The organism is Thermaerobacter composti (assembly GCF_033582035.1).
Lineage (GTDB): Bacteria > Bacillota > Sulfobacillia > Thermaerobacterales > Thermaerobacteraceae > Thermaerobacter > Thermaerobacter composti.
On the sequence record NZ_CP132508.1, the window covers coordinates 1,557,326 to 1,580,027 of the forward strand.

Genomic DNA, 22,702 nt, shown 5'->3' on the forward strand with positions numbered 1-22,702 from the left:
CACGGATCCCCCCCGCCTGCCCTGCCGCCACCGGATCCCGTCCCCCAGGCCCCGGGGTCCGGCGCGAGACGGCACCCGGCCGTGCGCACCGGGTGCCGATTCGTGGGGTCCCGACACGTCCATCGCCTCCACAGGGTGGAGGCCTTCGACAGGGGGAGGGGGTTTCCTGCGTCGCGGCAGCGCTGGTCGCCACTGCTAGACGCCGCGGACGCGCTCCTTGCGCTGGGCCCGCTCGCGGTGGACGATGGAGACCAGGGTGTCGCGCTCCAGCTCGTCCACCACGTACAGCCGACCGCCCGCCGCCCCGACCAGTTCCCGGAGATACCGCTCGTTGGGCTGCAGGCCGATGCAGGTGAAGGCAATGCGACCGAACCGCCCCTGCCCCAGCTGGCGCGCGACCTGGACGGCGTCCTCCAGCGGGTTGGCGGTCCGGTAGGGCACCGTCGGGATGCCGTCGGTGATCAGCACCAACAGCGGGTTGCGGGCCCGGACCTGGCGCAGGTAGCTGGCGGCCACCTCCAGACCCTGGGCCAGGGGGGTCAACCCGTAGGGCTGGATCTGGCCGAGTCCCCGCTCGACGCGGACGGTGTTGCGGGTCAGCGGGACCTGGACCTGGACCATGCGCTCCTGGAAGGTGATCACCGCCACCCGGTCGCGGGTGGTGACCAGGAGCTGGTGCGCCAGGTCCTTGGCCGCCCGGATGCGGCTGCCCGCCATGCTGGCGCTGGCATCCAGCACCAGGCCCACGTCCACGGGATGCCGGCGCACGCGGCGGTGGAGGCGCAGATCGCAGGCCTGGAGCCGCAGCGGGAGCCCGCCCCGCACCAGGGCGGCCAGCACGGACTCGGCCACGGCCAGCCCGTCGCCCCCGGCACCCGGTTGCCAGGGGCGCACCGCGCGGCGCCGGACGTGGCGGCCGCGCTCGTCGTCGTAGACCGTCACCCGGCCGTGGCCCGGCCGCGCATCCGGTCGCGTCGGACGGACGCGCAACAGCCGCCGCAAGGCGGTGCGCACGGCGGCCGGCTCGTCCAGGAGCAGGCCCAGCAGCTGCCGGCCCCGGGCGGTCAACCGGTACTGCTCCCCCTCCTGCTCCACCAACCCCGCCTCTCGGAGTTGGTTCAGCCAGCGGCGCAGCTCCTCGTAGCTGGCGCCGGGCAGCTGCAGGTCGCGCCATGCCGCGCCTCGCTCCAGGCGCTCCAGCAGCGCCGCCGCCAGGTCGATGCCCGTCTCGCGCAGCCACCCCAGCGAGCGGGCCAGCAGCTGGTGCCGGACGGCCTCCCCTGCGCCCGCGGCCGGCAGGTCGCCCATCCCGTCGGCGTCGGCCGCCCCCTCGGGGTCCCCAGCGGACGAACCGGCAGCGGGTGCGGCAGCGGGCGCGGGGCCCTCGGGTTCGGCGTGGCCGCCCCGGCGGGGCGCCGGCCGCGACACCTCCCCGCTGCGGACCCCGAAGCCCTCCCCCACGGGATCCACGGGATGGGGCGGGGGCAGCACCGGCCCCGAGCGCCGGCGGCCAAGGCCCAGGCGGCTTGCGATCCCCTGCCGCGCATCGATCTCCAGCCCGGCGGCGTCGGGGTCGACCCCCCGTCCCATCGGGCCCCGCCCCAGCTCCCCGGAGCCGGGGGCATGGCCGTCGGCGCCGCCCCCGGCAGGCCCGGGGCGACCGGCGGTACCGGGCTCGCCCCCGGCCGCACCGGGCCGGCCGCCCGGGGTGGCACCCGGCCGCCCGTCCTCCCTTAGCAGCGAGTCCGAGGCGGTCTCGTAGTCGCTGAGGTCCAGGGGGGCACCGCCTCGCCCGGCCACCACCTCCACCGTCTCGACGCGGCGCAGCTCCAGGCCGGCGGCGAGGACCGCCTCCTCGGCGGCGGCCACGGCGTAGATCGCAAAGCCCCACAGGGCGCGGGGGAGGCCGATGGCCAGGTGGACGTGGTTGCGGTGGGCCAGGCGCAGGGAGAGCCGCCGGCCGTAGATCAGGGAGCCGGAGGCGCGGCCGCCGCCGGTGCCCGTCTGCAGGTCGACGAGATCGGGGATGCGTTCCACCGGCAGGCCCGCCACGCGGTGGGCGCCGGCATCGCGGGCGAAGATCCGGGCGGCGCGGGCCAGGTTGCGCGCCACCAGGCGGTGGTCCACCTCGCCGTCGGCGTGGAAGACGTCCACGTGGAGCACCTGGCCGGGGCGGGACCGCCCGTAGAAGACCCGGCCCGCGTCGGCATCCCGCAGCACCTGGACGACGCCCGGGCGGCCCACCACCAGCAGGTGCACGCAGGTGCTGGCGACGGCGGCCTCGCCGATGCCCGCCGCGCCCCGGGCCAGCGACTCGAGGAGGCGCGCGGTCAGGTCGGCCTGCCGGCCCAGCCGCTCGGTGAGGCGTTCGATGCCCGCGATCCCCGGGGTCACTGGGGGCCCCAGGACCGGAGGGCCCGGTCCCGCGTCAGCTCGAGCAGCGGCCGGGCGCGGCGGGGCGGGGTGGTCCCCGGCCGGGCGCCGGGACGCGCGGTCCCGGCGCCCGACCGGAGCGGGTCCGTGCCCATGGGGGTGCCGTCGGCGCCCGGCCGCCACGGGCCCGCGCCGGCCTCGGCCGTGGCGGGCGAGGCGGTGCCGGCCGGGCCCGGGCCGACCAGGGCGGAACCGGCCCCCCCGGGGCCCACGGGCCCCGGGGGGGCCGAGCCCTCGCCGCGGGTCCCGCCGCCGGCGGGACCCGCGGCCGAGCCGGTGCACCCCGGGGTGGCGCGGCCCGGGCCGCCGGCCGCCGGCCGGGCGGCCCGGACCAGCATGTCCCGCAGCCGGCCCCACACCCCGGCCGTCCCCCCATCCGGGCCCGCCGGCTCCCCGGAGCGGCCCGCCGCGGACCGTGCCGCAGGCTGCGCCGCGGCATGGCCTGGACCCGGAACGCCGGCCGCCCCGGCCGACGTCACGGCCCCGCCGCCGGGGACGGCACCCCATCCGGCGGCCCCGGTGGGCCAGGTCGCCGGCTCGCCGGTGGCCGGCGCCCCGACCGCATCGTCGGCGCCCGGGGCGCCGGCCCCGCCGCTGCTGTCGCGGCTCAGGAACTCCAAGACCTCCCCCAGCGCCCCGGCCTCCACGCGGTGGCGGAGGACGGCGGGCGCCACCTCCAGGAGATCCTCCCGCCGCACCCGGCGCCGGCCCGCGCGGGCGGCGTAGAGGGCGGCCGCGTGGCGCCACGCCTCCAGGGCGCGCAGGCTCTCCAGGCGGAACTGGACGTAGACCTCGGCCAGCAGCTCCAGCAGGGGCTCCGGGAACTGAGGCCGCCGCCGGGCCGCCTCCCACCAGCGCCGGTCCCACCTGTCGGCCCCGTCCCCGGACCCCGTCTCCGTGGCCGGCGGCTTCTCGAGCGGGCCCCCGCGCCCGTCCGCCGGCCCGGCGTCCTCGGCCGGCACGCCTCCCGGTCGACCATGCGGTCCCGGCAGGGCTCGGGCATCCGCGGCCGCCACGCGGTCCGTCCGCCCGTCACCCCCCGGTGCCGGCGCAGCGCCCGTCGCCCCGGCCCGCCCCGCCGGCCGGTCGTCGCCCGCTCCTGCCCCGGCGGCCTCCGCGACCGCCGGCCCCCCCGCGGGGTCGCCGCCGTCGCCCAAGGCGGCGGCGGTCGCCGTCACGCCCGCCGGTCGCGCGAGACCGGCGCCGGGCGACCGCTGGTCCCCCGGGCGCGCGCCCCCGGGCCCGGGCGGCGGCGCCCCCGTCGGGCATCCGCTGGCAGCCCCGGCCGACGGCCCGTCGGCGGCGGGGGCCGGCAGCGGGACCGCGGCCTCCGCCGCCGCCCGGGCCCGGGCTTCGCCGAGGAGGAGGATGCGCTTGACCAGCCACGGTTCGCCCGGGCGGCGCACGTCCAGCACCAGGTCGAAGCGGTCCGACAGCTGGCGGCGGATCTCCTCCAGCGGCCCCGGCTCCTCGTCGGGGTTGGAGGCCGCCCACACCGCCACCCGCACGGGGATCTCCACCGGGGGCAGGCCCGTCTCCTCGATCTGCAGCCGCCCGGGCTTGGTGCCCATCACGTCCAGCAGGCAGTCCGCCAGCTCCGGGGCCACGTCGGCCAGGCGGTTGATCTCGTCCACCAGCACGATGCCGCGGTGCGCCTGGGCCAGGGTGCCCGGCAGCAGCGCCGCCTCGGGCCGCTGGCCGTCGGTCAACCGGGCCAGGTCCAGGCTGCCGATGACGGTGCCCACCTTGGCCGACGGCGAGATCTCGCGGAAGGGCATCGGGATCCACTCGGTGCCGTGGGCGGCGATCCGCTCGGGGTCCCAGTGGGCGTGCAGGGGGCAGTGGGGGGCGCGCGGATCGCAGTTGTACGGGCAACCGCGGATCCGCTGGATGCGCGGCAGGATGCGGCGCGCGGCGCGGAGGATGGTGGTCTTGCCGGTCCCCCGCACCCCCTCGGCATGCAGGTGCAGCGGCTCGCCCCAGAGCTGGGCGATGATGGACATCTCCACGGCCTCGAAGAGCTGGCGGTTCCCCTCGTGCCGGATCAGCGACCCGTACTCCTGCATGCGGCCCCACCCCCGCCCGGATTGACCGCCCCCGGGGCCGGTCCGCCCGGCCGCCGCGCCGCGAGCCCGCCCGGCGGTCGCCATCCCATGGCCCGCCGGAGCGTCCCGGGCCGGGCGCCGCGGGCCCCGGCGCGCATCGCGGCGGGGCCCCGCCCCGGGCCGCCATCCCGCCGCGGACCCGCATCCTCCGTCCGGATCCCCGTCGCCGGAGGCCCCGCGAGCGAGCCCGCCCGGAGAACCGGCGGCGCAGGTTAGTCTGGCCGCCCCCCTCGCAAAAAAACCACCGGGCCCAGGGCCCGGTGGCAGCCGGGTTCTTCCGTCCCCGTGGGATGGGGGTGCTCCTTCAGTCCACCGCCCGCGCCGCCGCGCGCCGCCGGGCGGCCCGCTGGCGCAGCACGTACCAGAGGGGGCTGGCGACGAAGATCGAGGAGTAGGTCCCGAAGAGGATGCCGAAGAACAGCGCGCCGGCGAAGGCGCGGATCGTCTCGCCGCCGAAGGCGAAGACCGCCGCCAGGGCGAGCAGGGTCGTGGTGCCGGTCAGCAGCGAGCGACGCAGCACCTGCCGGATGGAGCGGTCCACCAGCTGGTCCAGGGGCTCCTTGCGGCGCAGGCGCAGGTTCTCGCGGATGCGGTCGAACACCACCACGGTGTCGTTGATGGAGTAGCCGAACACGGTCAGCAGCGCCGCGATGAAGGACGAGTCCACCTGCCACTGCAGCAGGGCGAACAGGCCGACCACCATGAAGACGTCGTGCAGCATGGCCAGGATGGCCGCCACGGCGAACCAGAACTCGAACCGGATCGTCATGTAGACGACCATCCCCACCGTGGCCAGGGCCAGGGCCAGGATGCCCCTCTCGCGGATCTCCCGGCCGATGGCGGGGCTGATGCTGTCGAACTGCTCGAGCCGGACCGGGCCGAGCCGCTCCTCCAGGGCGCGGAGGACCCGCTGCTGGGTGGCCTGGTCCACGGCGGGCGTGCGCAGCAGCGCCACCCGGTCGCCCTCGCTGAGCTGGACGACGGCGTCCTCCACGCCCTGCTCCGCCAGGACGGACCGCACCGCGCCCGCGGTCACGGTCCGCTCGAAGCGCAGGGTCCAGGCGGCGCCGCCGGTGAACTCCACGTTGTAGTTGAGGCCGCGCACGGCCCAGGCGATCATGCCCGCCGCCAGCAGGAGCAGGCTGAGGGCGAAGGCCACGCCCCGGGTGCGGACGAACGAGAACCCCTTCACCGCGCCCCACCCCGCACGCCGAACAGCCGGCTGGGCTGCCGGAAGAGCTCCGCGTCCAGCAGGTTCCGCAGGAAGAACCGGGTCAGGGTGATGGCGGTGAACATGCTGGCGACCACGCCGACGGCCAGGGTGACGGCGAAGCCTCGCACCGGGCCGGTGCCCAGGCCGTAGAGCACGGCGGCCGCGATCAGGGTGGTCAGGTTGGAGTCCAGGATCGCGGAGAAGGCGTTACGGAACCCCGCCTCCAGGGCCGCCCGGATGGTCTTGCCCGCCCTGAGCTCGTCCTTGATGCGCTCGTAGATCAGCACGTTGGCGTCCACCGCCATGCCGACCGACATGACGAACCCGGCGATGCCGGGCAGGGTCAGCGTGGCGTCGAGACCGTAGAGGGCCGCGGCGGTCAGCAAGAGGTAGACGCCCAGGGCCACCACGGCCCAGAACCCCGGGATCCGGTAGACGACCACCATGAAGCCGGCCACCGCAGCGGCGCCGACCACCAGCGCCTGGACGCTGCGCGCCAGCGAATCGGCCCCCAGCGTCGCCGAGACGGTGCGGTTCTCGACGATCTGCAGGTCCACCGGCAGGGCGCCGTAGCGCAGGGCCACGGCCAGGCGCTGGGCCTCCTCGAAGGTGGGGATGCCGGTGATCTCCGCCCGGCCGTTGGTGATCACGGCATGAACCTCGGGCGCCGAGATCACCTGCTCGTCCAGCACGATGAAGATGGGCTGGCCGAAGAACTTTCGCGTCGCCTCGGCGAACGTTTCGGTCCCCTCGGCGTTGAACTGCAGCTGGACCACGGGGCGACCAGCCTGGTCGGCCGCCACCTGAATGCCCCCGGCCACCAGCTGGTCGCCGGTCACCACCACGCTGCCGTCGGGGCCGCGGAACTCCAGGCGCGCCGTGCGCCCGATGGTCTCGATGGCCTCCTGCGGATCGTCCACGCCGGCCAGCTCGACCACGATGCGGTCCTCGCCCTGCCGCTGGATCACCGGCTCGGCCACGCCCAGGGCGTCTACACGGTTGCGGATGATCTCCACCGCGTCGTCGATCTTCTCCCGCGTCACCGGGTTGCCGGGCTTGTCCACCCCCTGGAGGACCACCCGCACCCCTCCGGCCAGGTCGAGGCCGCGGTTGATGCGGTCCTGCAGCCGAAAGTCCAAGAGCGTCCAGGCGGCGATGCCCCCCAAAAGCGCCAGGCTGAGGATCAGGGTCAGCACCGCCCGCGTCCTGCGGCGCCCGCGCATGCCGCCGCCCCTCCTCCTCCTCGACGGTTCCCGTCCGCCACAAGGGCTCAAAAAAGAGCGGCCCCGGCCGGCACCCACCGGTGGCCGCGTCCCGCCGTCCGCCGTTGACGGTGCGACCGTCCCCGCACCCTGGGGCGCGGAACCCGAAGGCGATTATACCACCGGGCCGTGGGCCGTGGGGGGAGGCCGCGGCGCACCCTCCCGCCGGCCGTCTGGGCCGGTGCGAGGCCCCTGGCCGACTGCAGCGGTGGCTCCGGGAGGGCGCACCCGCCCTCCGGCCGTCCGGGCCGGTGCGAGGCCGGCGCCGTCAGGGGACACACTGAGGACGGACAACGGCCGCGGCGCGGGAACCGCCCTCCAGGCCCGGGCGCCGACCCGCCGCGGCGGCCGTCCGGGGAGAGATCGTCGGGGCGAGGAGGTGGACCACCCATGCCACCGCAGGAGGATCGGGAGGGACGCGGACCGTCCCCCGGGCCGGCCCGCCGGGCGTCGTCCGCGCCGGCCGCCCCCGCCGGGCGCCAGCCTTCGTTCCAGCAACCGGCCCTGTTCGCCACCTTTCGGGACGTGGACGGCGCCCAGCGGGCCGCGGAGGCCCTGAAGGCCGCCGGCTACCGGGACGTGCAGATCGACCGGCTGGAACCGGTGCGGGAAGAACGCGGCGACCTGACGGACCAACCGATGCCCAAGACCCTGACCGGCGCCATGGATCGCGACCGCCGCGCGCTGGCGGCCATGGACCCCACCGTCAGCGGGCTCGCCGACGACGAACTGGTCGGCGCCATGCCGTACCTGATGGTGGTGCCGCTGGCCGACGGCCAGAGTCGGCAGCGGGCAGCCGCCATCGTGCGCCGCCACGGCGGACGGGTGTAGGCACCCATCAGGCGCCGGTCGTCGCCCGCGCCGCCGCGGACGCCGGCCGGCGCAGGGCGGGATGGGTGAAGGACAGCACGGCGGGGACCAGGAACAGCACCGAGATCGCTCCCATGGCGCCCGGGAGGGACCCCAGGGCCTGCTCCAGCCACCCCGCCAGCAAGGGGCTGACCGTCATCCCGACGTAGATCACCGCATTGCGGGTCGCCTCCACGCGCCCGAGGTAGGCGGGATCGGTGGCCTCCTGGACCCAGGCCACCTGGGGGGCGAGGAAGGCGGCATTGCTGACGCCCATCAGCACGTAGGTCGCCAACGCGACGGTGAAGTCCCGCGTCCCGGCGAGGATCACCAGGGCCAGCCAGGCACCCAGGTACCCCACGCCGATGACGACGTGGCGGGGCCAGACCTTGCCCCGGCGGGCGACGACGGCGTTCCCCGCGATCATGCCGACGCCCATGGCGGCCAACAGCACGCCCCACCGCTCGGGCGGCACCCCCAGCAGCATGGGGACGGCCTTCTGCAACAGGGCGTTGGCGCCGTTGGCGCCCCACGCGAAGCTGCCCATCAGCAGGAGGAGGGCCCACACCGTGCGGTTCTGCCGGTGGTAGCGAAGGCCGGCCAGCACGTCCCTGCCCACCCCGGCCAGGCCGCGGGTCGCGGGCCGCAGGCCTCCCAGGGCAGCCTCGTCCAGGGGCAGGTGGGCCAGCTGCCAGGCCGAGACCAGGTAGGAGAGCGCGTCCAGCCAGAAGGCCGGCGCCATGTACAGCACCGGATGCAGGGCGCGCCCGGCGGCGATCAGCGCGGTGGCGCCCACCGGGGCCAGGATGTCGATGAAGGAGCGGGTCGCCGAGTGGTAGGCGTTGGCCTCCAGCAGGGCATCGCGGCTCACCACCGCCGGCAGCGTGCTGCGCCACGCCGGGAAGAAGAAGGTGCTGGCGGTACCCACCACGAGGGCCGCCAGGTACACCTGCCAGAGCTCCGTCGCCCACGGCACCAGCAGCACGGCCACGGCGCGGACCAGGTCGCTGACCACCATCACCGTGCGCCGCGGCCAGCGATCGGCCAGCGCGCCGGCCAAAAGCCCCAGCACCGCCTGGGGCAGGTGCTGGGCCATCAGGACGAGGCCGATGGCCATGGGCTGCTGGGGGAAGCGGTCCAGCACCAGGGTGGCCAGCGCGACGGCGTTGAGCCGGTCGCCCGCCCAGGACACCGCCATCGCCAACCAGTACCGCCGGTAGGCTTCGAACCGCTGCAGCAGCTCGAAGAACCCGTAGGACTTCACAGCGTTCGCAGCGGGCTCGCCGGCGTCGCCGCGCGGCGCGCGGCCACGGGGCGCCTCCCCTCCACGACCCAAGGCCGACGCTCCTTCCTCCGCCGAAGGGCCGCCGCCCGTCTCTCCGCGCGGGTCCTGGCACTCGGTTCCTCTGGGTCGGCGGCACCGTTGCCATTCGATGTCGACCCAGGGACTTCCTACCTGGATCGGGTCGCATCTTCATCTCCGGGCTCATCGTCAGGGCCGCCGACCACCCGTCGCAGGTCGCCCTCGCGCCGCGTCCAGCGGCGGCGGTCGAAGTACTCCAGGAGGGGCAGCGCCCACTTGCGCGTCACGCCCAGCGCGTCCCGCGCCTGGGCGACGGTGAAGGGCCCGACCTGCCGCTCCAGCGCCACCAGGCGCCGCCAGGCGTCGACCAGCGCCTCGGGCGTGAACCACAAGCCGGTGTCCACGCGCACCACCCGACCCTGCCGCTCCAGGATGCTCAGCAGCCCCAGCGCGTCGGCGACGGGGACGCCGGCCGTCGCCGCGGCCTCCTCGGCGCTGGCCGGCGGAGCCAGCCCGCCCTGCCGATAGACGGCGGCGAGCCGCTCGAGGTGCTGGCGGTCGGCGGCCGTCCCGCCGGGTTCCCAATCGGGCAGCCGCAGCCGGTCGTCGTCGGCGGCCAGCACGCCGGCGGCGATCCACGTCTCCAAGAGCGCCTGCAGCCCCGCCCTCGCCTCGGCCTCCGGCACGGGCCGGTCGCCAGTCCGCGCATCCGCGGCGCCCCGGGCTGCACGCCAGAGGGCATGCAGCAGGGCGTCGCGGCTCATGCCGGCCTCCAGCGGGCGTTCCTGGTGGTGACGCTCCAGGGTGGCGCGCGCCTGCCGGGCCAGGGCCTCGGCCGCGGGCGCGGCCACCCAGTGGCCGCCGGGCAAGGAGCGGACGCGCCCCGCCGCCTCGGCGCGGGCGAGGGCCTGCTCGATGCGCCGCATGGGCTGACCCAGCTCCCGGGCCAGGGCGGTGGCGGGGCGCGGCAGCCCGGCCCGCTCCAGGCGGGCCGTCAAGCCGTCGGCCGGGTCGTCGGCGAGGAAGGCGGCCAGCCACCGGCCCGGCGCGTGGCGCCGCGACCAGACCCGGCCCACGTCGGCCACGACGCCGCCCCCGGCGGTGCGGGCCGGCGAGTAGGTGCGCACGACGAACCGGTCGCCGGGCGCGACGACCAGGGGTTCCTCCAGGCGGATCAGCGCCCAGCCCGCCTCGCCCGGCTGCCAGGGACGCACCGGCTCCAAGAGGCGCACGCGGCCCAGCACCTCGGCGGCGCCGGCATGGACCCGCACCCGCTCCTGGTGGCGCAGGGGCCAGGGCGCGCGGGGCAGCCACTGGAGGCGTACCGCCAGCCACCGGGTGGCCTCCAGGGTGCCGGGACGAACCAGGACCTGCCCGCGGTGCAGCGCCTGATGGTCCACGCCGACCAGGTTGGCCGCCACCCGCTGACCGGCCACGGCCTCCTCCACCTCGCGACCGTGGACCTGGAGGTGCCGGATGCGCGCGGTCATCCCTCCGGGCTGCACCTCGACCCGGTCGCCGACCCGCACCCTCCCTGCCACCAGGGTCCCGGTGACCACGGGACCGAAGCCGGGGAGGGTGAAGGCGCGATCGATGGGCAGCCGCAGGAGGCCGTCGGCATCCCGGCCCGGCACCCGTCGCGCCGCGTCCTCCAGGGCCGTCAGCAGCCGATCGAGGCCCTGGCCCGTCGGCGGCGCCACCCGGACCACCGGCGCCTCGGCGAGGAGGGTGTCCCGGAGGTGGGCCCGCACGTCCTCCTCCACGAGGTCGAGCCATGCCGGGTCGTCCACCAGATCCACCTTGGTCAGCACCACCAGGCCGTGCCGGACGCCCAGCAGCTGCAGGATGTCCAGGTGCTCGACGGTCTGCGGCATCACGCCCTCGTCCGCCGCGACCACCAGCAGCACCAGGTCCATCCCGTGGACGCCGGCGGCCATGTTGTGGACGAACCGCTCGTGGCCGGGGACGTCGACGATGGCGGCCGGGCGGCCGCTGGGCAGGCGGAAGGGCGCGAAGCCCAGGTCGATGGAGATGCCGCGCCGCTTCTCCTCCTGCAGGCGGTCGGTGTCGACGCCGGTCAGGGCGCGGACCAGGGTGGTCTTGCCGTGGTCCACGTGGCCCGCGGTGCCGATCACCAGGGGCGGCGGACCCGCGGGCGCGGAGGCCGCCGTAGTGCCGGCCTCCCCGGCGGCGGCACCAGACCGGGGCGCGGTCATCCCGCCGCCCTTCCCCGCGCCGGGGGACGCGCTGTCGCTCGGCCCGTTCATCGCACCATCGCCTCCGTCGCCTCCTGCCCCATGGCGCGCCCCTGCGCATGGCACGCCCGTGCCCGGACGGCCCACCCCGTTTCGTTGACAGGGCGCATCCCCGCCACTATAATGCCAGTTGCGGTTCGCGCGCCTCGACCGTCGGCCGCTGCGGGGCTGCCTCCCGCTCCGCCGGCGGGGCCGCGGGGCGTCGCGGCCGGCGGCGTCCCGGCGGCGGGGGCCGCGATCGTCCCAGCCGTGCGCGCCGGGGCGTCAAGACGGTGTTGGTTCGCCATCGCTGCGGGCCGTAGCGCAGCTTGGTTAGCGCGCCACGTTCGGGACGTGGAGGTCGCCGGTTCAAATCCGGCCGGCCCGACCACGTGCGCCGGTGGACGCGTCCCACCGGCACCGCCGCAGGGCCTCGCGGGTCCGACCCCCGCGAGGCCGTTGATGTCGCAAGTCGCAGAATTGGGTGACGACGGGACGGCCCGACCGGCACCGCATCGCGCGGTGCCGGTCGGGCCGTCCCGTCCTGGGGGGTTGCGCCCCGCCGCGGCGCCAGCGGCCGTTCGCCGAGCCGGCCGGCCGGCGCCGCCCCCGCCGGTGGCGCGGCGGTCGTCGCTGCGCGGCTCCTCAGCGCGGAGGGGCCGGGGCGGTGGAGGCATCGGTCTCCGCCGTCGCCTGCCCGCTGCTCCCCCCGGGGTCCGCGGGCGACCGGTCGTCCGCCGGCGAAGCGTCGGCTGCCCGGCCTTCCCTGCCGCCCGGCGCGGCCGCATCGGCGGCGACCGCCGGTGCCGGGGCCGGCGCATCGGCACCGTCGCCTTCCGCCGCATCATCCCCGGCCGCCCCCGAGCCGCCGGTCGGCTCGCCCGTCGCCCGGTCCGGCGCGGCCTCCGCCGCGCCCGACGCGGCGCCCTCCTGGGCCGCAGCGGCGTCCCGTGCCCCCTCGGCGGCGGTCCGCTGCGCCGCGATGGCCTGCCGCGCCGCCTCCAGCGTCGGCACCAGGTTCTCGTAGGTGCAGCGCCGGATCGCCTCGTCTAGCGACAGCCACGCCGCGTCCCGCAGCTCCTCGCGCTGGACCCGCAATCCCCCGTTCAGCGCGCGGACGAGGAAGTAGTGGACGGTCTTCTCCACCTCCTCCTCGCCGTCGCGGAACCGGTACCGCACCGAGGGGAGCGGCGCCTCGATGGCGCCGACGATCCCCGTCTCCTCCCGGATCTCGCGCAGGGCTGCGGCCTCCGGCGTCTCCCCTGGCTCGATGCCGCCCTTGGGCAGCGCCCAGTGCCCGTAGGCGTCCAGGATCATCAAGACCTCGACGGCGGGGCCGGATCCGCCGGGTTCGTCCCCTCTGGAGGCCGCGTCCGGGTCCGAGGCCGCCGATCCCGCGGCGATCGGCCAGGCCGGGGTCCCGGCGCGCCGGTACACCACGCCGCCGGCGGCATGGCGCTCGATCATCGTCGATCCCCTCCTACCCGCGGCTGGTTGGCGATCCAAAGGATGGATGGACCTCATGGTATAATGTTAGACGAGCCTGCCGGCTGGCAACCGCCGAGGTGAGCCCGGTGGAGGTTGGCAAGCGGATCCGGGAGCTGCGCCGGCAGCGGGGCATCAGCCTGCGCGACCTGGCACGCCGCTCGGGGGTGTCGAAGGCCTACCTCTCCCAGCTGGAGAACGACCCCGCCCGGAAGCCCTCGGTGGACGTGGTCCTCCGCGTCGCGGCAGCCCTTGGCGTCGGACTGGCCGATCTGGTCGGACCGGCGGCCGTCGGGCCGGCGGCGCCCCCGGCGCCTGCCGCCGCCGTGGCCTCTGCTCCGTCAGGCCCCGCGCCAACCGTACCCGCCGCGCCCGCCGCCGAGGGCGGCGCCAATCGCCCGACACCGGGGAGCGGCGGAGCCAGCCCCCAGCCGCCGCCGGAGGACGCCATCGCCCTCGCCGCTGCGTCCGCCGAGCCCCCGGGTTCTGCCGGCGTCGTCCGCGGGACGTCCGCCACCTACCGCCAGCCGCAGCCTGCACGCGCCGCGACGCCCCGTCCCCAGCCCGCCGGGTCCCAGCCGACCCCGGGCCCCGGCGCCCTCGATCCCGAGACCCTGCCCTGGGCGCTGCGGGTCTTCTGGCAGGAGCATCCCGAGGTCTCCGAGGCGGACATCCGATCGCTGGCCGCCATCACCTGGCATGGGCGCCGTCCCTTCACCCCGACCGACTACTGGGTGCTGCACCAGGTCCTCACCGGGATGACCCGGGGCCTCTGATCCGCCCGCAGGTCGCAGGGGCGACTCGGGCCGGCGGCGCCCGCCGAACGGCGGCTACCCCGCGCCTGCGGATCCCGCGGGACGCCACCGCTGCGGATCGCAGCCCGGGGAGCTCCGCCGGCCGCGTCACCGCGTCCCCTCGTGCTGCCGCGGGCTGCGGGCGGCGAGGCCCCACCACAGCCAGTCGAGATCGTCCGCGCGACCGCGTTCCCACAGGCCCAAGGCGGCCGCCAGCACGGCCGCCGCGGCGTCACCCGCCGCCGCCTCCACCGCTGCCCCCGGCAGCGCCGGCCGGCCCGCGTCCGGCCGCAGGTGCGGCAGCTCCACCTCGCCGCGACGGGCCCCTTCCACCAGGAGGCGCGCCAGTCCCTGGTGAAGGGCGGCCGTGACGGGACCCTGCCGGTCTTCCCCCCGCTGGCCCGCTCCGCGCGCCACGGCCGCGCCGGCCTCCGCCTCGCAGGCGAGCCAGGGGAGCGCATCGCGCAGCACGTCGCGAAAGGCCGCCCACCGCTCCGCCGCCGGGCGCCCGGGCGTCAGGTGGACGGGCGCCAGCCGACGGCCGATGACGGCGGCCTGTTCTTCCGCCACCGAGCGCAACAACGCCGCCTTGTCCCGGTAATGGGCATAGACGGTCCCCACGGCCACCCCGGCGGCCGCCGCCACCTGGCGCAGGCCGGTGCCGCGAAACCCCTGGCGGGCGAAGAGCTCCGCCGCGGCCTCGCGGATCCGGGCGGCCACCGGCGTACGGACGGCACCGCGCCGGTGACCCGGGTTCACCGTCGGTGCAGCCATGGGACCAGGCCGTCCCCGCCCGCCCCGGGTGGACGCCTCCGAGGCCCCGCCCCTCATACCGCCGCTTCCACCGCCTGGCCGGCTTCGGCCAGCAGGGCGCGGGCGATCACCATGCGCTGCACCTCGGACGTCCCCTCGTAGATCTGGGTGATCTTGGCGTCCCGCATCAGGCGCTCGACCTCGAAGTCCTGCAGGTAGCCGTAGCCGCCGTGGATCTGGACCGCCTCGGTGGTGACCCGCATGGCCACCTCCGAGGCGAACAGCTTCGCCATGGCGATCTCCTTGCTGGCGCGCCGGCCGGTGCGCACGCTCTGGTCGTAGAGCACGGCCGCCCGGTAGACCAAGAGGCGCGCGGCCTCGATCGCCGTGGCCATGTCGGCCAGCTTGAACTGGATGCCCTGGAAGCTGGCGATGGGCCGGCCGAATTGCTTGCGCTGGCTAGCATAGGCCACGGCGCGGTCGAGGGCGGCCTGGGCGATGCCCACGGCCTGGGCGCCGATGCCGACCCGGCCGTTGTCCAGGGTGGCCAGGGCGATCTTGTACCCCTGCCCCTCCTGGCCGATCAGGTTCTCGGCGGGCACCCTCACCCCCTCGAGGATCACGTCGGTGGTGGCGGAGGCGCGGATGCCCATCTTCTTGAACGGCTTCCCGAAGGAGAGGCCGGGGGTGCCCTTCTCCACCAGGAAGGCGCTGATGCCGCGGGAGCCGGCGGCCGGGTCGGTCACCGCGAACACCACGTAGATCTCCGCCACGCCGCCGTTGGAGATGAAGGTCTTGCGTCCGTGGAGCACGTAGTGGTCGCCGTCGCGGACGGCCGTGGTCTTCAAGGCGGCGGCGTCGGAGCCGGCGTCGGGCTCCGTCAGGCAGAAGGCCCCCAGCCGGTCCCCCCGGGCCAGGACCGGGAGCCAACGGGCCTTCATCGCCGCGCTGGCCCAGCGGTTGATCAGCTCGCCGACCAGGCTGTTGTGCACGTCCATGACCACGGCCGTGGCGGCACACGCCCGGGCCACCTCTTCCAGGCAGATGGCGTGGGCCAGCGTGTCCATGCCCCCGCCGCCGTACTCCTCGGGGATCATCATCCCCAGGTAGCCGTGCTCCGCCAGCCGGCGGACGTTCTCCCACGGGAACTCGCCGGACGCGTCGTAGGCGGCCGCCCGCGGCGCCAGCTCGCGCTGGGCGAACTCGCGCACCGCGCGGCGGATCTCCTCGTAGGTCGGATCCAGCAGCCACGGAGGTGTCGCCATCGCCCGCCCTCCTCGACGCCAGGCTCGCATCGCCCGCGACGCCCATCGCCACCACGCGGCGGCGTCGGCTCGGCCGTCCCCGCGGTCCGTCAGCCGCCCGCCGCCCCGCCGCGCGCCTCGACGGCGGCCCGGCCGCCACCACCCTCCGCCGGGTGCCCGTCCCTCGGGCCGCGCTCGTCCCGCAAGGCATCCAGCAGGCGTGCGGCGGCCTCGGCCGGCGTCACCCGGCGGCCGGCCACGGCGTCGGCGGCCGCCGCCCACGCCGCCGTGCCGTGGAGCCGCTCGGCGACCAGGGCCAGCAGTTCCTGGCGCAGCGCCTCCTCGGCCCGCCAGCGATCCCGCTGCGCGCCCGCCGGGCTCTCCGTCAGGTGCTGCCGGTGGCGGGCGACGGCATCCGCCAGCGCCGCCACGCCCCGCCCGTCGGCGGCCACCGTCTCCACGACCGGCGGCCGCCAGCCGGGATCCCGCGGCGCCCCCAGCTCCAGCATCTGCCGCAGCTCCTGCACCGTGCGGCTCGCCCCCGGCTGGTCGGCCTTGTTGACCACCAGGACGTCGGCGACCTCCAGGATCCCGGCCTTGGCCGCCTGGACGTCGTCGCCCAGCCCCGGGGCCAGCACCACCACCACGGTGTGGGCGTGCCGCATGATCGCCACCTCGGACTGGCCGGCCCCCACCGTCTCCACCAGCACCACGTCCATGCCGGCGGCGTCCAATAGGTGGATCACGTCCCCCGTGGCCCGGGCGAGGCCGCCCACCTGGCCGCGGGAGGCCAGGCTGCGGAAGAAGACGCCGTCGTCCACCGCCCCCTGGCTGAAGCGGATGCGGTCGCCCAGGAGGGCGCCGCCGGTGAAGGGGCTGGACGGGTCGACGGCGACGAGGCCCACCCGCTGCCCCGCGCTGCGCAGGTGGCGGGCCAGGGCAGCCGCCAGGGTGCTCTTGCCGACGCCCGGCGCCCCGGTCAGCCCGACCACGTGGGCGCGGCCGGTCTCGGGGTAGATGCGGCGCAGGAGCTCGCTCGCCCCCGGCCGGCGGTTCTCCACCCACGTGATGGCGCGGGCCAGCGCCCTGCGATCCCCCGCCAACACGCCGCGGGCCAGTTCCTCGGGGCCGGACGCGCGCATCACGCCCGGTCCCCCCGGCGCTTGCGCACCTGCTCGCGCGTGTAGGCGACGATCTCCTCGGTGCTCGAGCCCGGCCCGAAGACCCGCGTGACGCCGGCCGCGAGCAGCCCGGGGACGTCCTCCGGCGGGATCACGCCGCCCACCAGCACGACCACGTCGTCCAGGCCCACCTCCCGCAGCGCCTGGCACACGCGGGGGATCACGGTATTGTGGGCGCCCGAGAGGATGCTCAGCGCCACCACGTCCACGTCTTCCTCCAGGGCCGCCCGGGCGATCTGGGCCGGCGACTGGTGGAGGCCCGTGTAGATCACCTCCATGCCGGCGTCGCGATACGCCCGGGCGATGACCTTGGCGCCGCGGTCATGCCGGTCCATGCCCGGCTTGGCCACCAGCACGCGGATCCGCTGGCTCGCCGGCACCTCGCCGGTGGTCACCGGTTGCGTCTCCATGGCGTCTCCGCCTCGCTCCTGCGATCACGACCCGAGCCGGCCTCGGCGCCGCCCCGCGCCGCGGACGGACCGCCCCCCTCGGGCTAGAAGATCGCCCGATCGCGGTACTCCCCGAAGACCTCCCGCAGCGTGTCGCACATCTCGCCCAGGGTGGCATAGGCGCGGGCGCACTCCAGCAGGCGCGGCATCAGGTTCTCGCCGCTGCGCGCCGCCGCCTTGAGGTCGCGCAGGGCCTGGCTGACCCGCCGGTTGTCCCGGGTGCGGCGGATGTCCCGCAGCCGCTGGACCTGGTGCTCCTGGACCTCGTCGGGGACCCGCAGGATCTCCGGCTGCTCCTCCTCCGCCAGGACGTACTTGTTGACGCCCACCACCGTGATCTCGCCCGCCTCCACCTGCCGCTGGTACCGGTAGGAGGCGTCGGCGATCTCCCTGTGGAAGAACCCGGCCTCGATGGCGGGGATCACGCCGCCCAGCTCGTCGATGCGCCGGAAGTACTCGCGCGCCCGGCGCTCCATCTCGTCGGTCAGCCACTCCACGTAGTAGGAGCCGCCCAGCGGGTCGACGGTGTGGGTCACCCCGCTCTCCTCGGCGATGATCTGCTGGGTGCGCAGGGCGATGCGCACCGCCTTCTCCGTCGGCAGGGCCAGCGCCTCGTCGAAGGAGTTGGTGTGCAGCGACTGGGTCCCGCCCAGCACCGCCGCCAGCGCCTGCAGCGTCACCCGGACGATGTTGATCTCCGGCTGCTGGGCCGTCAGCGTGCACCCCGCCGTCTGGCAGTGGAAGCGCATCTTCCACGAGCGCGGGTCCTTGGCCCCGAAGCGCTCTCGCATCTCGACGGCCCAGATGCGCCGCGCCGCCCGCAGCTTGGCGATCTCCTCGAAGAAGTCGTTGTGGACGTTGAAGAAGAAGGAGAGCCGCGGCGCGAAGCGATCCACGTCGAGCCCCGCCTCGATGCCGGCCCGCACGTACTCGAACCCGTTGGCCAGGGTGAACGCCAGCTCCTGGACCGCCGTGGCGCCGGCCTCCCGGATGTGGTAGCCGGAGATGCTCACCGTGTTCCACTGGGGCACGTGGTCGGCGCAGAAGGCGAAGATGTCGGTGATGATGCGCATCGACGGGCGCGGCGGGAAGATGTACGTGTTCTGCGCGATGTACTCCTTGAGGATGTCGTTCTGGATCGTGCCCCGCAGCCGGTCGAAGGGCACGCCCTGCTTCTCCGCGGCGGCCAGGTACATGGCGAAGATCATCGCCGCCGGTCCGTTGATGGTCATGGAGGTGGACACCTGGTCCAGCGGGATCCCGTCGAACAGGATCTCCATGTCGGCCAGGGTGTCGATGGCCACGCCGAGCTTGCCGACCTCGCCGTCGGACATGGGGTGGTCCGAGTCGTAGCCCAGCAGCGTGGGGAAGTCGAAGGCGACGCTGAGGCCCGTCTGGCCCTCCTTGAGGAGGTACTTGAACCGCTGGTTGGTCTGCTCGGCCGTCCCGAAGCCGGCGAACTGGCGCATGGTCCACAGCCGGCCCCGGTACATGGTCTCGTGGATGCCGCGGGTGTAGGGCCACTGGCCGGGACGACCCAGCCGTCGCTCGTCGTCGATGGCGGGCACGTCCTCCGGGCCGTAGCAACGCTTGACCGCGATCCCCGAGAGCGTCTCGAACCGCGGGCGCCGCTCCCGACCCGTCCCGCCCGCGCCGGCCGCCCCCGCGGGGCCCGGCCCTTCGGCCGTGCCCCCGGTGCGGCCCGCGGCGCCCTGGCCGCCCGCCGCGCGGGGACGGTCGGAGGCCGCCTCCGCCCCCGTGACGATCCGGTCTGCCATCCCGGTTCACCCCTCTCCCTCGGCGAACACCGACCCGCGCCCCTCTCCGCGCCCCCAACCGCGGTCGGCCGCCGGCCTTCGCTCAACCCAGCCAGCGCGCCACCTCCGGCGCGTGGTAGGTGATGATGGCGTCCGCCCCCGCCCGCCGCATGGCCGTCAACGCCTCCAGCACCACCGCCTGCTCGTCCACCCAGCCCTGCCGCGCGGCCGCCTTGACCAGGCTGTACTCGCCACTGACATTGTACGCCACCACCGGCACCGGGAACCGGTCGCGGACGGCGCGGATCACGTCCAGGTAGGCCAGGGCCGGCTTGACCATCACCAGGTCGGCCCCCTCCTCCAGGTCCAGGGCCACCTCCCGCAGGGCCTCGCGCACGTTGGCGGGGTCCATCTGGTGGGTGCGCCGGTCGCCGAAGGCGGGGGCGGAGTGGGCCGCCTCCCGGAACGGGCCGTAGAAGGCGGACGCGTACTTGACGGCATAGGACAGGATCGCCGTCTCCTGGAAGCCGTCCTCGTCCAGCGCCCGACGGATCGCCCCCACCCGGCCGTCCATCATGTCCGACGGGGCGACCCAGTCGGCGCCGGCGCGGGCATGGGAGAGGGCCACCTGGGCGAGCTGCTCCAGGGTCGCATCGTTGTCGATGCGACCATCGGCGGTGAGGATGCCGCAGTGCCCGTGGCTGGTGTAGGCGCACAGGCACACGTCGGTGATGACCAGCAGGTCCGGCAGCGCGTCCTTGATCGCCCGGACGGCCTGCTGCACGGCGCCGTCCGGCGCCGCCGCCTCGCTGCCGCGTTCGTCCTTCGCCCGCGGCAGACCGAAGAGCAGCACGGCGCGGATCCCCAGCGCGAAGACCTCCCGGGCCCGCTCCACCGCGCGGTCGACGGACCGGTGCTCGACCCCGGGCATGGACGGCACCGGCTCCACCACGTCCCGGCCCGGGACCACGAACAGCGGGTAGATCAGGCGGTCGACGGTCAGATCCGTCTCCCGCACCAGGCTGCGCACCGCCGGGCTCGACCGCAGCCGCCGCGGGCGATGCACCGGAAAGGCCATGGCTTTTCACCTCGAGCGCGACGGGGGCCTACGAACCCCCGCCAGCCTCTAGTCCTTCGAGAAGGGCCGCGACCAATCCTTCCGCGGTGAACCGGGACGGCACCCGGTCGACGGGCAGGCCGAGGGCCGCCGCCCGCTGGGCGGTGCGGGGACCGATGCAGACCACCAGCGGGCGCCGGCCGCCGGGTCCCGCCGGTTCCCGATGCGGGAAGAACCGGCCGAGCCCTTCGGGCCCCGCCGCCTCCGCCAGGGCCTCGCAGGCCGAGGGGCTGGCCAGGGTGACCGCGTCGACGCGCCCGGCGCGCACGAGCTCCAGCAGGGCCGCCGCCTCCTGCCGTCGCAGCACCGTGCGGTAGACCACCGGCGCGCGCAGCACGGCCCCGGCCTCCACCACCGGGCGGGCCGCCGCCACCGCGGCCCGGTCACCCCGCGGCCACACCACCCGCTGGCCGGGCTGGACGCGACGGGCCAGTTCCTTCCAGAGACGGGCACCGGTGAACGCGGACGGGACCAGGTCGGCCCGAATCCCCACCGCCCCCTCCAGGGCACCCCGCGTCGCCTCGCCGACCACGGCGACCCGGGCACCGGCCAGCGCCCGCGCGTCGCCCCCCCGCGCCCGCAACCGCCGGGCCAGGGCGGCCACGCCGTTCTGGCTGGTGAAGACCCACCAGCTGCCGCCGGGGTCGTCCAGCTCCGCGTCGAGCTCCGCCTCGCCGGGGGCCGGCTCCACGGCGATCAGTGGGAGCTCCAGCGCCTCGCCGCCCAGGCGGCCGACGAGCTCCGCCAGATCGCCGGCCTGCTCGGCCGCCCGGGTGACCGCGACGCGCCATCCCGCCAGCGGCGGCGCCGGCTGGCGTCCGTCCGCGGACCCGCCGCCCGTCGGCACCCCCGGTACCGGGATCACGCCGACCCCTGCCGCGGCCAGGGCCGTCCCCTCGTCCCGGCACGACCGACCGCGGACCAGCCGGACGACCCGCAGTCCGGCCCGCGCCCAGCGGGCCAGGCGCCCCGCGACGCGATCCGGCTCGAGCCGGCCGGCCACCGGCAGCCGGCCGGCCCAGGGAGGTCGTCCCGGCGCCGCCTCCGCTCCCGCTGGCGGCGTGACGAGCCAGAGGGCGGCGGTGGGCGAAGCCCACCGCTGGAGCGCCGCCTCCAGGCCGGCATCCGCCACCACGACCTCGGCGGCTCGGAGCAGCTCGCTGCCGCGGACGGTGAGCAGGCCGGGGTCGCCGGGCCCCGCCTCCACCACGTAGACCCATCCGGGCAGGCCCCAGAGCTCGCCGACGGCGGCCCGGCCGGGCGCGGCGACCCCTTCGGCGGCGCCGGCCGCACCCCGGTGGCCGCCGTCCGCAGCACCGCGTCCCCAAGGGGTCTCCGCGCCCTGGTCGCCCGGCATGCGCCCACCTCCCCGGTCCCGGCCCTCGCCGGCCCCGCCCGGCTCTGCCGCGCCTCGGCCGGCCGATGCCGGCATGGCGGCGCACCGCCCGCCCCGCCCCGACCGACCGCTCAGGGTCGCCGGCCGTCGCCGTCCCCGGCGGCCTCGCCCCCACCCGCCGCCGCCAGCACGGTCCGCGCCCCCTGGGCCACCAGCCGCTCGGCCAGCGCCCGGCCGACGGCCTCGGGGTCCTGCGCCGGGCCCACCACCTCGTCCTCCAGCCAGGGCGACCCGTCCCGTCCGGCCACCATGCCCCGCAGGCGCAGGCGGGATCCCTCGACCCGCCCCCAGGCCCCCAGCGGCACCCGGCAGGTGCCGCCCAGCTCGGCCAGGAAGGCCCGCTCCGCCCGCACCGCCAGCGCCACCTCAGGGCGGTCGAGCACCGCCACCAGCCGACGGGTCGCCGCGTCGTCCCGGCGGATCTCGACGGCCAGCGCCCCCTGGCCCGGCGCCGGCAGGAGCACCGACGGCGGGACGGGTGCGCTGATCCGATGGCCCAGGCCCAGGCGTCGCAGCCCGGCGGCGGCCACCAGCAAGGCGTCCCACGCGCCCCCGTCCAGGCGTCGCAACCGCGTGTCCAGGTTCCCGCGGGCCGGTTCGACCGCCAGGTCGGGCCGTCGGGCGCGGAGCCACGCCTGACGGCGCAGGCTGCTGGTCCCCACCCGGGCACCCGGCGGAAGGCGATCCAGCGGCCCGATCGGCCCCCCCTCCCCCTTCGCCGTCACGCCGCCGTCCGGTCCCGGCTCGGTCGCCGGCGCGGCCGCCCGGGACGGGTCGGCCGCGGCCGGCAGCACCAGGGCATCGCCGGGGTCCTCGCGCTCCGGGAAGGCGGCCAGCTCCAGCCCCTCGGGCAGGCGCGTGGGCACGTCCTTGGCGCTGTGGACGGCCAAGTCGATGCGCCCGTCGCGCAGGGCCTGCTCCAGCTCCTTGACGAAGGCGCCCGCCGTCTCGAGGGCGTAGAGGGGCCGTGCCCGGTCCCGATCCCCCTGGGTGGTGATGGGGACCAGCTCCACCGCCAGGTGGGGGTGGTGCCGGCGGAGGCGCTGCGCCACCCGCTCCGCCTGGAGCCGGGCCAGCGCGCTGGAGCGGGTGCCGATGCGCACCACCCTGGCGGCCACGCTCATCCC

General features: G+C 76.4%; 17 protein-coding genes and 1 tRNA gene. 3 read left to right on the top strand and 15 right to left on the bottom strand.

Features of this window, described 5'->3' with window-relative positions:
- Positions 1-195: 195 nt before the first annotated feature.
- The 4 genes from Q5761_RS06350 to secD form a co-directional block, all read right to left on the bottom strand.
- Entirely contained in the window at positions 196-2,394 is a 2,199-nt protein-coding gene (locus Q5761_RS06350) for a VWA domain-containing protein (protein WP_318749933.1), read from the bottom strand.
- The gene (locus Q5761_RS06355; protein WP_318749934.1) at positions 2,391-4,499 is read right to left on the bottom strand and encodes an AAA family ATPase; all 2,109 of its coding nucleotides are present in this window, start codon (positions 4,497-4,499) and stop codon (positions 2,391-2,393) included. Before Q5761_RS06355 ends, Q5761_RS06350 begins: the two co-directional genes overlap by 4 nt.
- A 343-nt stretch (positions 4,500-4,842) precedes the next feature.
- Entirely contained in the window at positions 4,843-5,730 is an 888-nt protein-coding gene (gene secF, locus Q5761_RS06360; RefSeq protein WP_135225511.1) for a protein translocase subunit SecF, read from the bottom strand.
- The gene (secD, locus tag Q5761_RS06365) at positions 5,727-6,974 is read right to left on the bottom strand and encodes a protein translocase subunit SecD (RefSeq protein WP_318749935.1); all 1,248 of its coding nucleotides are present in this window, start codon (positions 6,972-6,974) and stop codon (positions 5,727-5,729) included. Before secD ends, secF begins: the two co-directional genes overlap by 4 nt.
- A 429-nt stretch (positions 6,975-7,403) precedes the next feature.
- Between secD and Q5761_RS06370 the strand changes: the two genes are divergently transcribed.
- On the top strand, positions 7,404-7,844 hold the full coding sequence (locus tag Q5761_RS06370) for a hypothetical protein (RefSeq protein WP_318749936.1): 441 nt from the start codon (positions 7,404-7,406) through the stop codon (positions 7,842-7,844).
- A gap of 7 nt (positions 7,845-7,851) precedes the next feature.
- Here the strand turns inward: Q5761_RS06370 and Q5761_RS06375 are convergent, their stop codons facing one another.
- Positions 7,852-9,126 (bottom strand): MFS transporter, encoded by a 1,275-nt coding sequence (locus Q5761_RS06375; RefSeq protein ID WP_318749937.1) that lies wholly within the window; start codon positions 9,124-9,126, stop codon positions 7,852-7,854.
- Positions 9,127-9,314: 188 nt separating this feature from the next.
- Positions 9,315-11,432, bottom strand: coding sequence for a selenocysteine-specific translation elongation factor (gene selB / locus Q5761_RS06380; protein ID WP_318749938.1), 2,118 nt, complete (start codon positions 11,430-11,432; stop codon positions 9,315-9,317).
- Between the two features lie 280 nt (positions 11,433-11,712).
- Here selB and Q5761_RS06385 point away from each other — a divergent pair.
- Positions 11,713-11,790 (top strand) — tRNA-Pro (locus Q5761_RS06385).
- 254 nt (positions 11,791-12,044) lie between these two features.
- On the opposite strand, the gene Q5761_RS06390 is transcribed toward Q5761_RS06385, so the two are convergent.
- On the bottom strand, positions 12,045-12,866 hold the full coding sequence (locus Q5761_RS06390; RefSeq protein ID WP_318749939.1) for an NUDIX hydrolase: 822 nt from the start codon (positions 12,864-12,866) through the stop codon (positions 12,045-12,047).
- A gap of 107 nt (positions 12,867-12,973) precedes the next feature.
- Here Q5761_RS06390 and Q5761_RS06395 point away from each other — a divergent pair, with 107 nt between their 5' ends.
- The gene (locus Q5761_RS06395) at positions 12,974-13,660 is read left to right on the top strand and encodes a helix-turn-helix transcriptional regulator (protein WP_318749940.1); all 687 of its coding nucleotides are present in this window, start codon (positions 12,974-12,976) and stop codon (positions 13,658-13,660) included.
- A gap of 126 nt (positions 13,661-13,786) precedes the next feature.
- Here Q5761_RS06395 and Q5761_RS06400 read toward each other — a convergent pair whose 3' ends face one another.
- The 8 genes from Q5761_RS06400 to hemC all read right to left on the bottom strand — a co-directional run bounded on the left by Q5761_RS06400 (position 13,787) and on the right by hemC (position 22,693).
- Positions 13,787-14,452 (bottom strand): TetR family transcriptional regulator, encoded by a 666-nt coding sequence (locus tag Q5761_RS06400; RefSeq protein ID WP_318749941.1) that lies wholly within the window; start codon positions 14,450-14,452, stop codon positions 13,787-13,789.
- Between the two features lie 53 nt (positions 14,453-14,505).
- Entirely contained in the window at positions 14,506-15,696 is a 1,191-nt protein-coding gene (locus tag Q5761_RS06405; RefSeq protein ID WP_318749942.1) for an acyl-CoA dehydrogenase, read from the bottom strand.
- A gap of 89 nt (positions 15,697-15,785) precedes the next feature.
- Positions 15,786-16,817 carry a methylmalonyl Co-A mutase-associated GTPase MeaB gene (gene meaB / locus Q5761_RS06410; RefSeq protein WP_318751624.1) on the bottom strand — a complete coding sequence of 344 codons (1,032 nt, stop codon included), beginning with the start codon at positions 16,815-16,817 and terminating at the stop codon, positions 15,786-15,788.
- Positions 16,817-17,266, bottom strand: a complete 450-nt coding sequence (locus Q5761_RS06415) for a cobalamin B12-binding domain-containing protein (protein ID WP_135225519.1) — start codon at positions 17,264-17,266, stop codon at positions 16,817-16,819. The genes meaB and Q5761_RS06415 overlap by 1 nt, the downstream gene beginning before the upstream one ends.
- A gap of 83 nt (positions 17,267-17,349) precedes the next feature.
- The gene (locus tag Q5761_RS06420; RefSeq protein WP_318749943.1) at positions 17,350-19,083 is read right to left on the bottom strand and encodes a methylmalonyl-CoA mutase family protein; all 1,734 of its coding nucleotides are present in this window, start codon (positions 19,081-19,083) and stop codon (positions 17,350-17,352) included.
- An 82-nt stretch (positions 19,084-19,165) separates the two neighbouring features.
- Positions 19,166-20,140, bottom strand: coding sequence for a porphobilinogen synthase (hemB, locus tag Q5761_RS06425; protein WP_318749944.1), 975 nt, complete (start codon positions 20,138-20,140; stop codon positions 19,166-19,168).
- 28 nt (positions 20,141-20,168) lie between these two features.
- The gene (locus tag Q5761_RS06430) at positions 20,169-21,536 is read right to left on the bottom strand and encodes a uroporphyrinogen-III synthase (RefSeq protein ID WP_318749945.1); all 1,368 of its coding nucleotides are present in this window, start codon (positions 21,534-21,536) and stop codon (positions 20,169-20,171) included.
- A gap of 110 nt (positions 21,537-21,646) precedes the next feature.
- Positions 21,647-22,693 carry a hydroxymethylbilane synthase gene (hemC, locus tag Q5761_RS06435; protein WP_318749946.1) on the bottom strand — a complete coding sequence of 349 codons (1,047 nt, stop codon included), beginning with the start codon at positions 22,691-22,693 and terminating at the stop codon, positions 21,647-21,649.
- Positions 22,694-22,702: the final 9 nt, after the last annotated feature.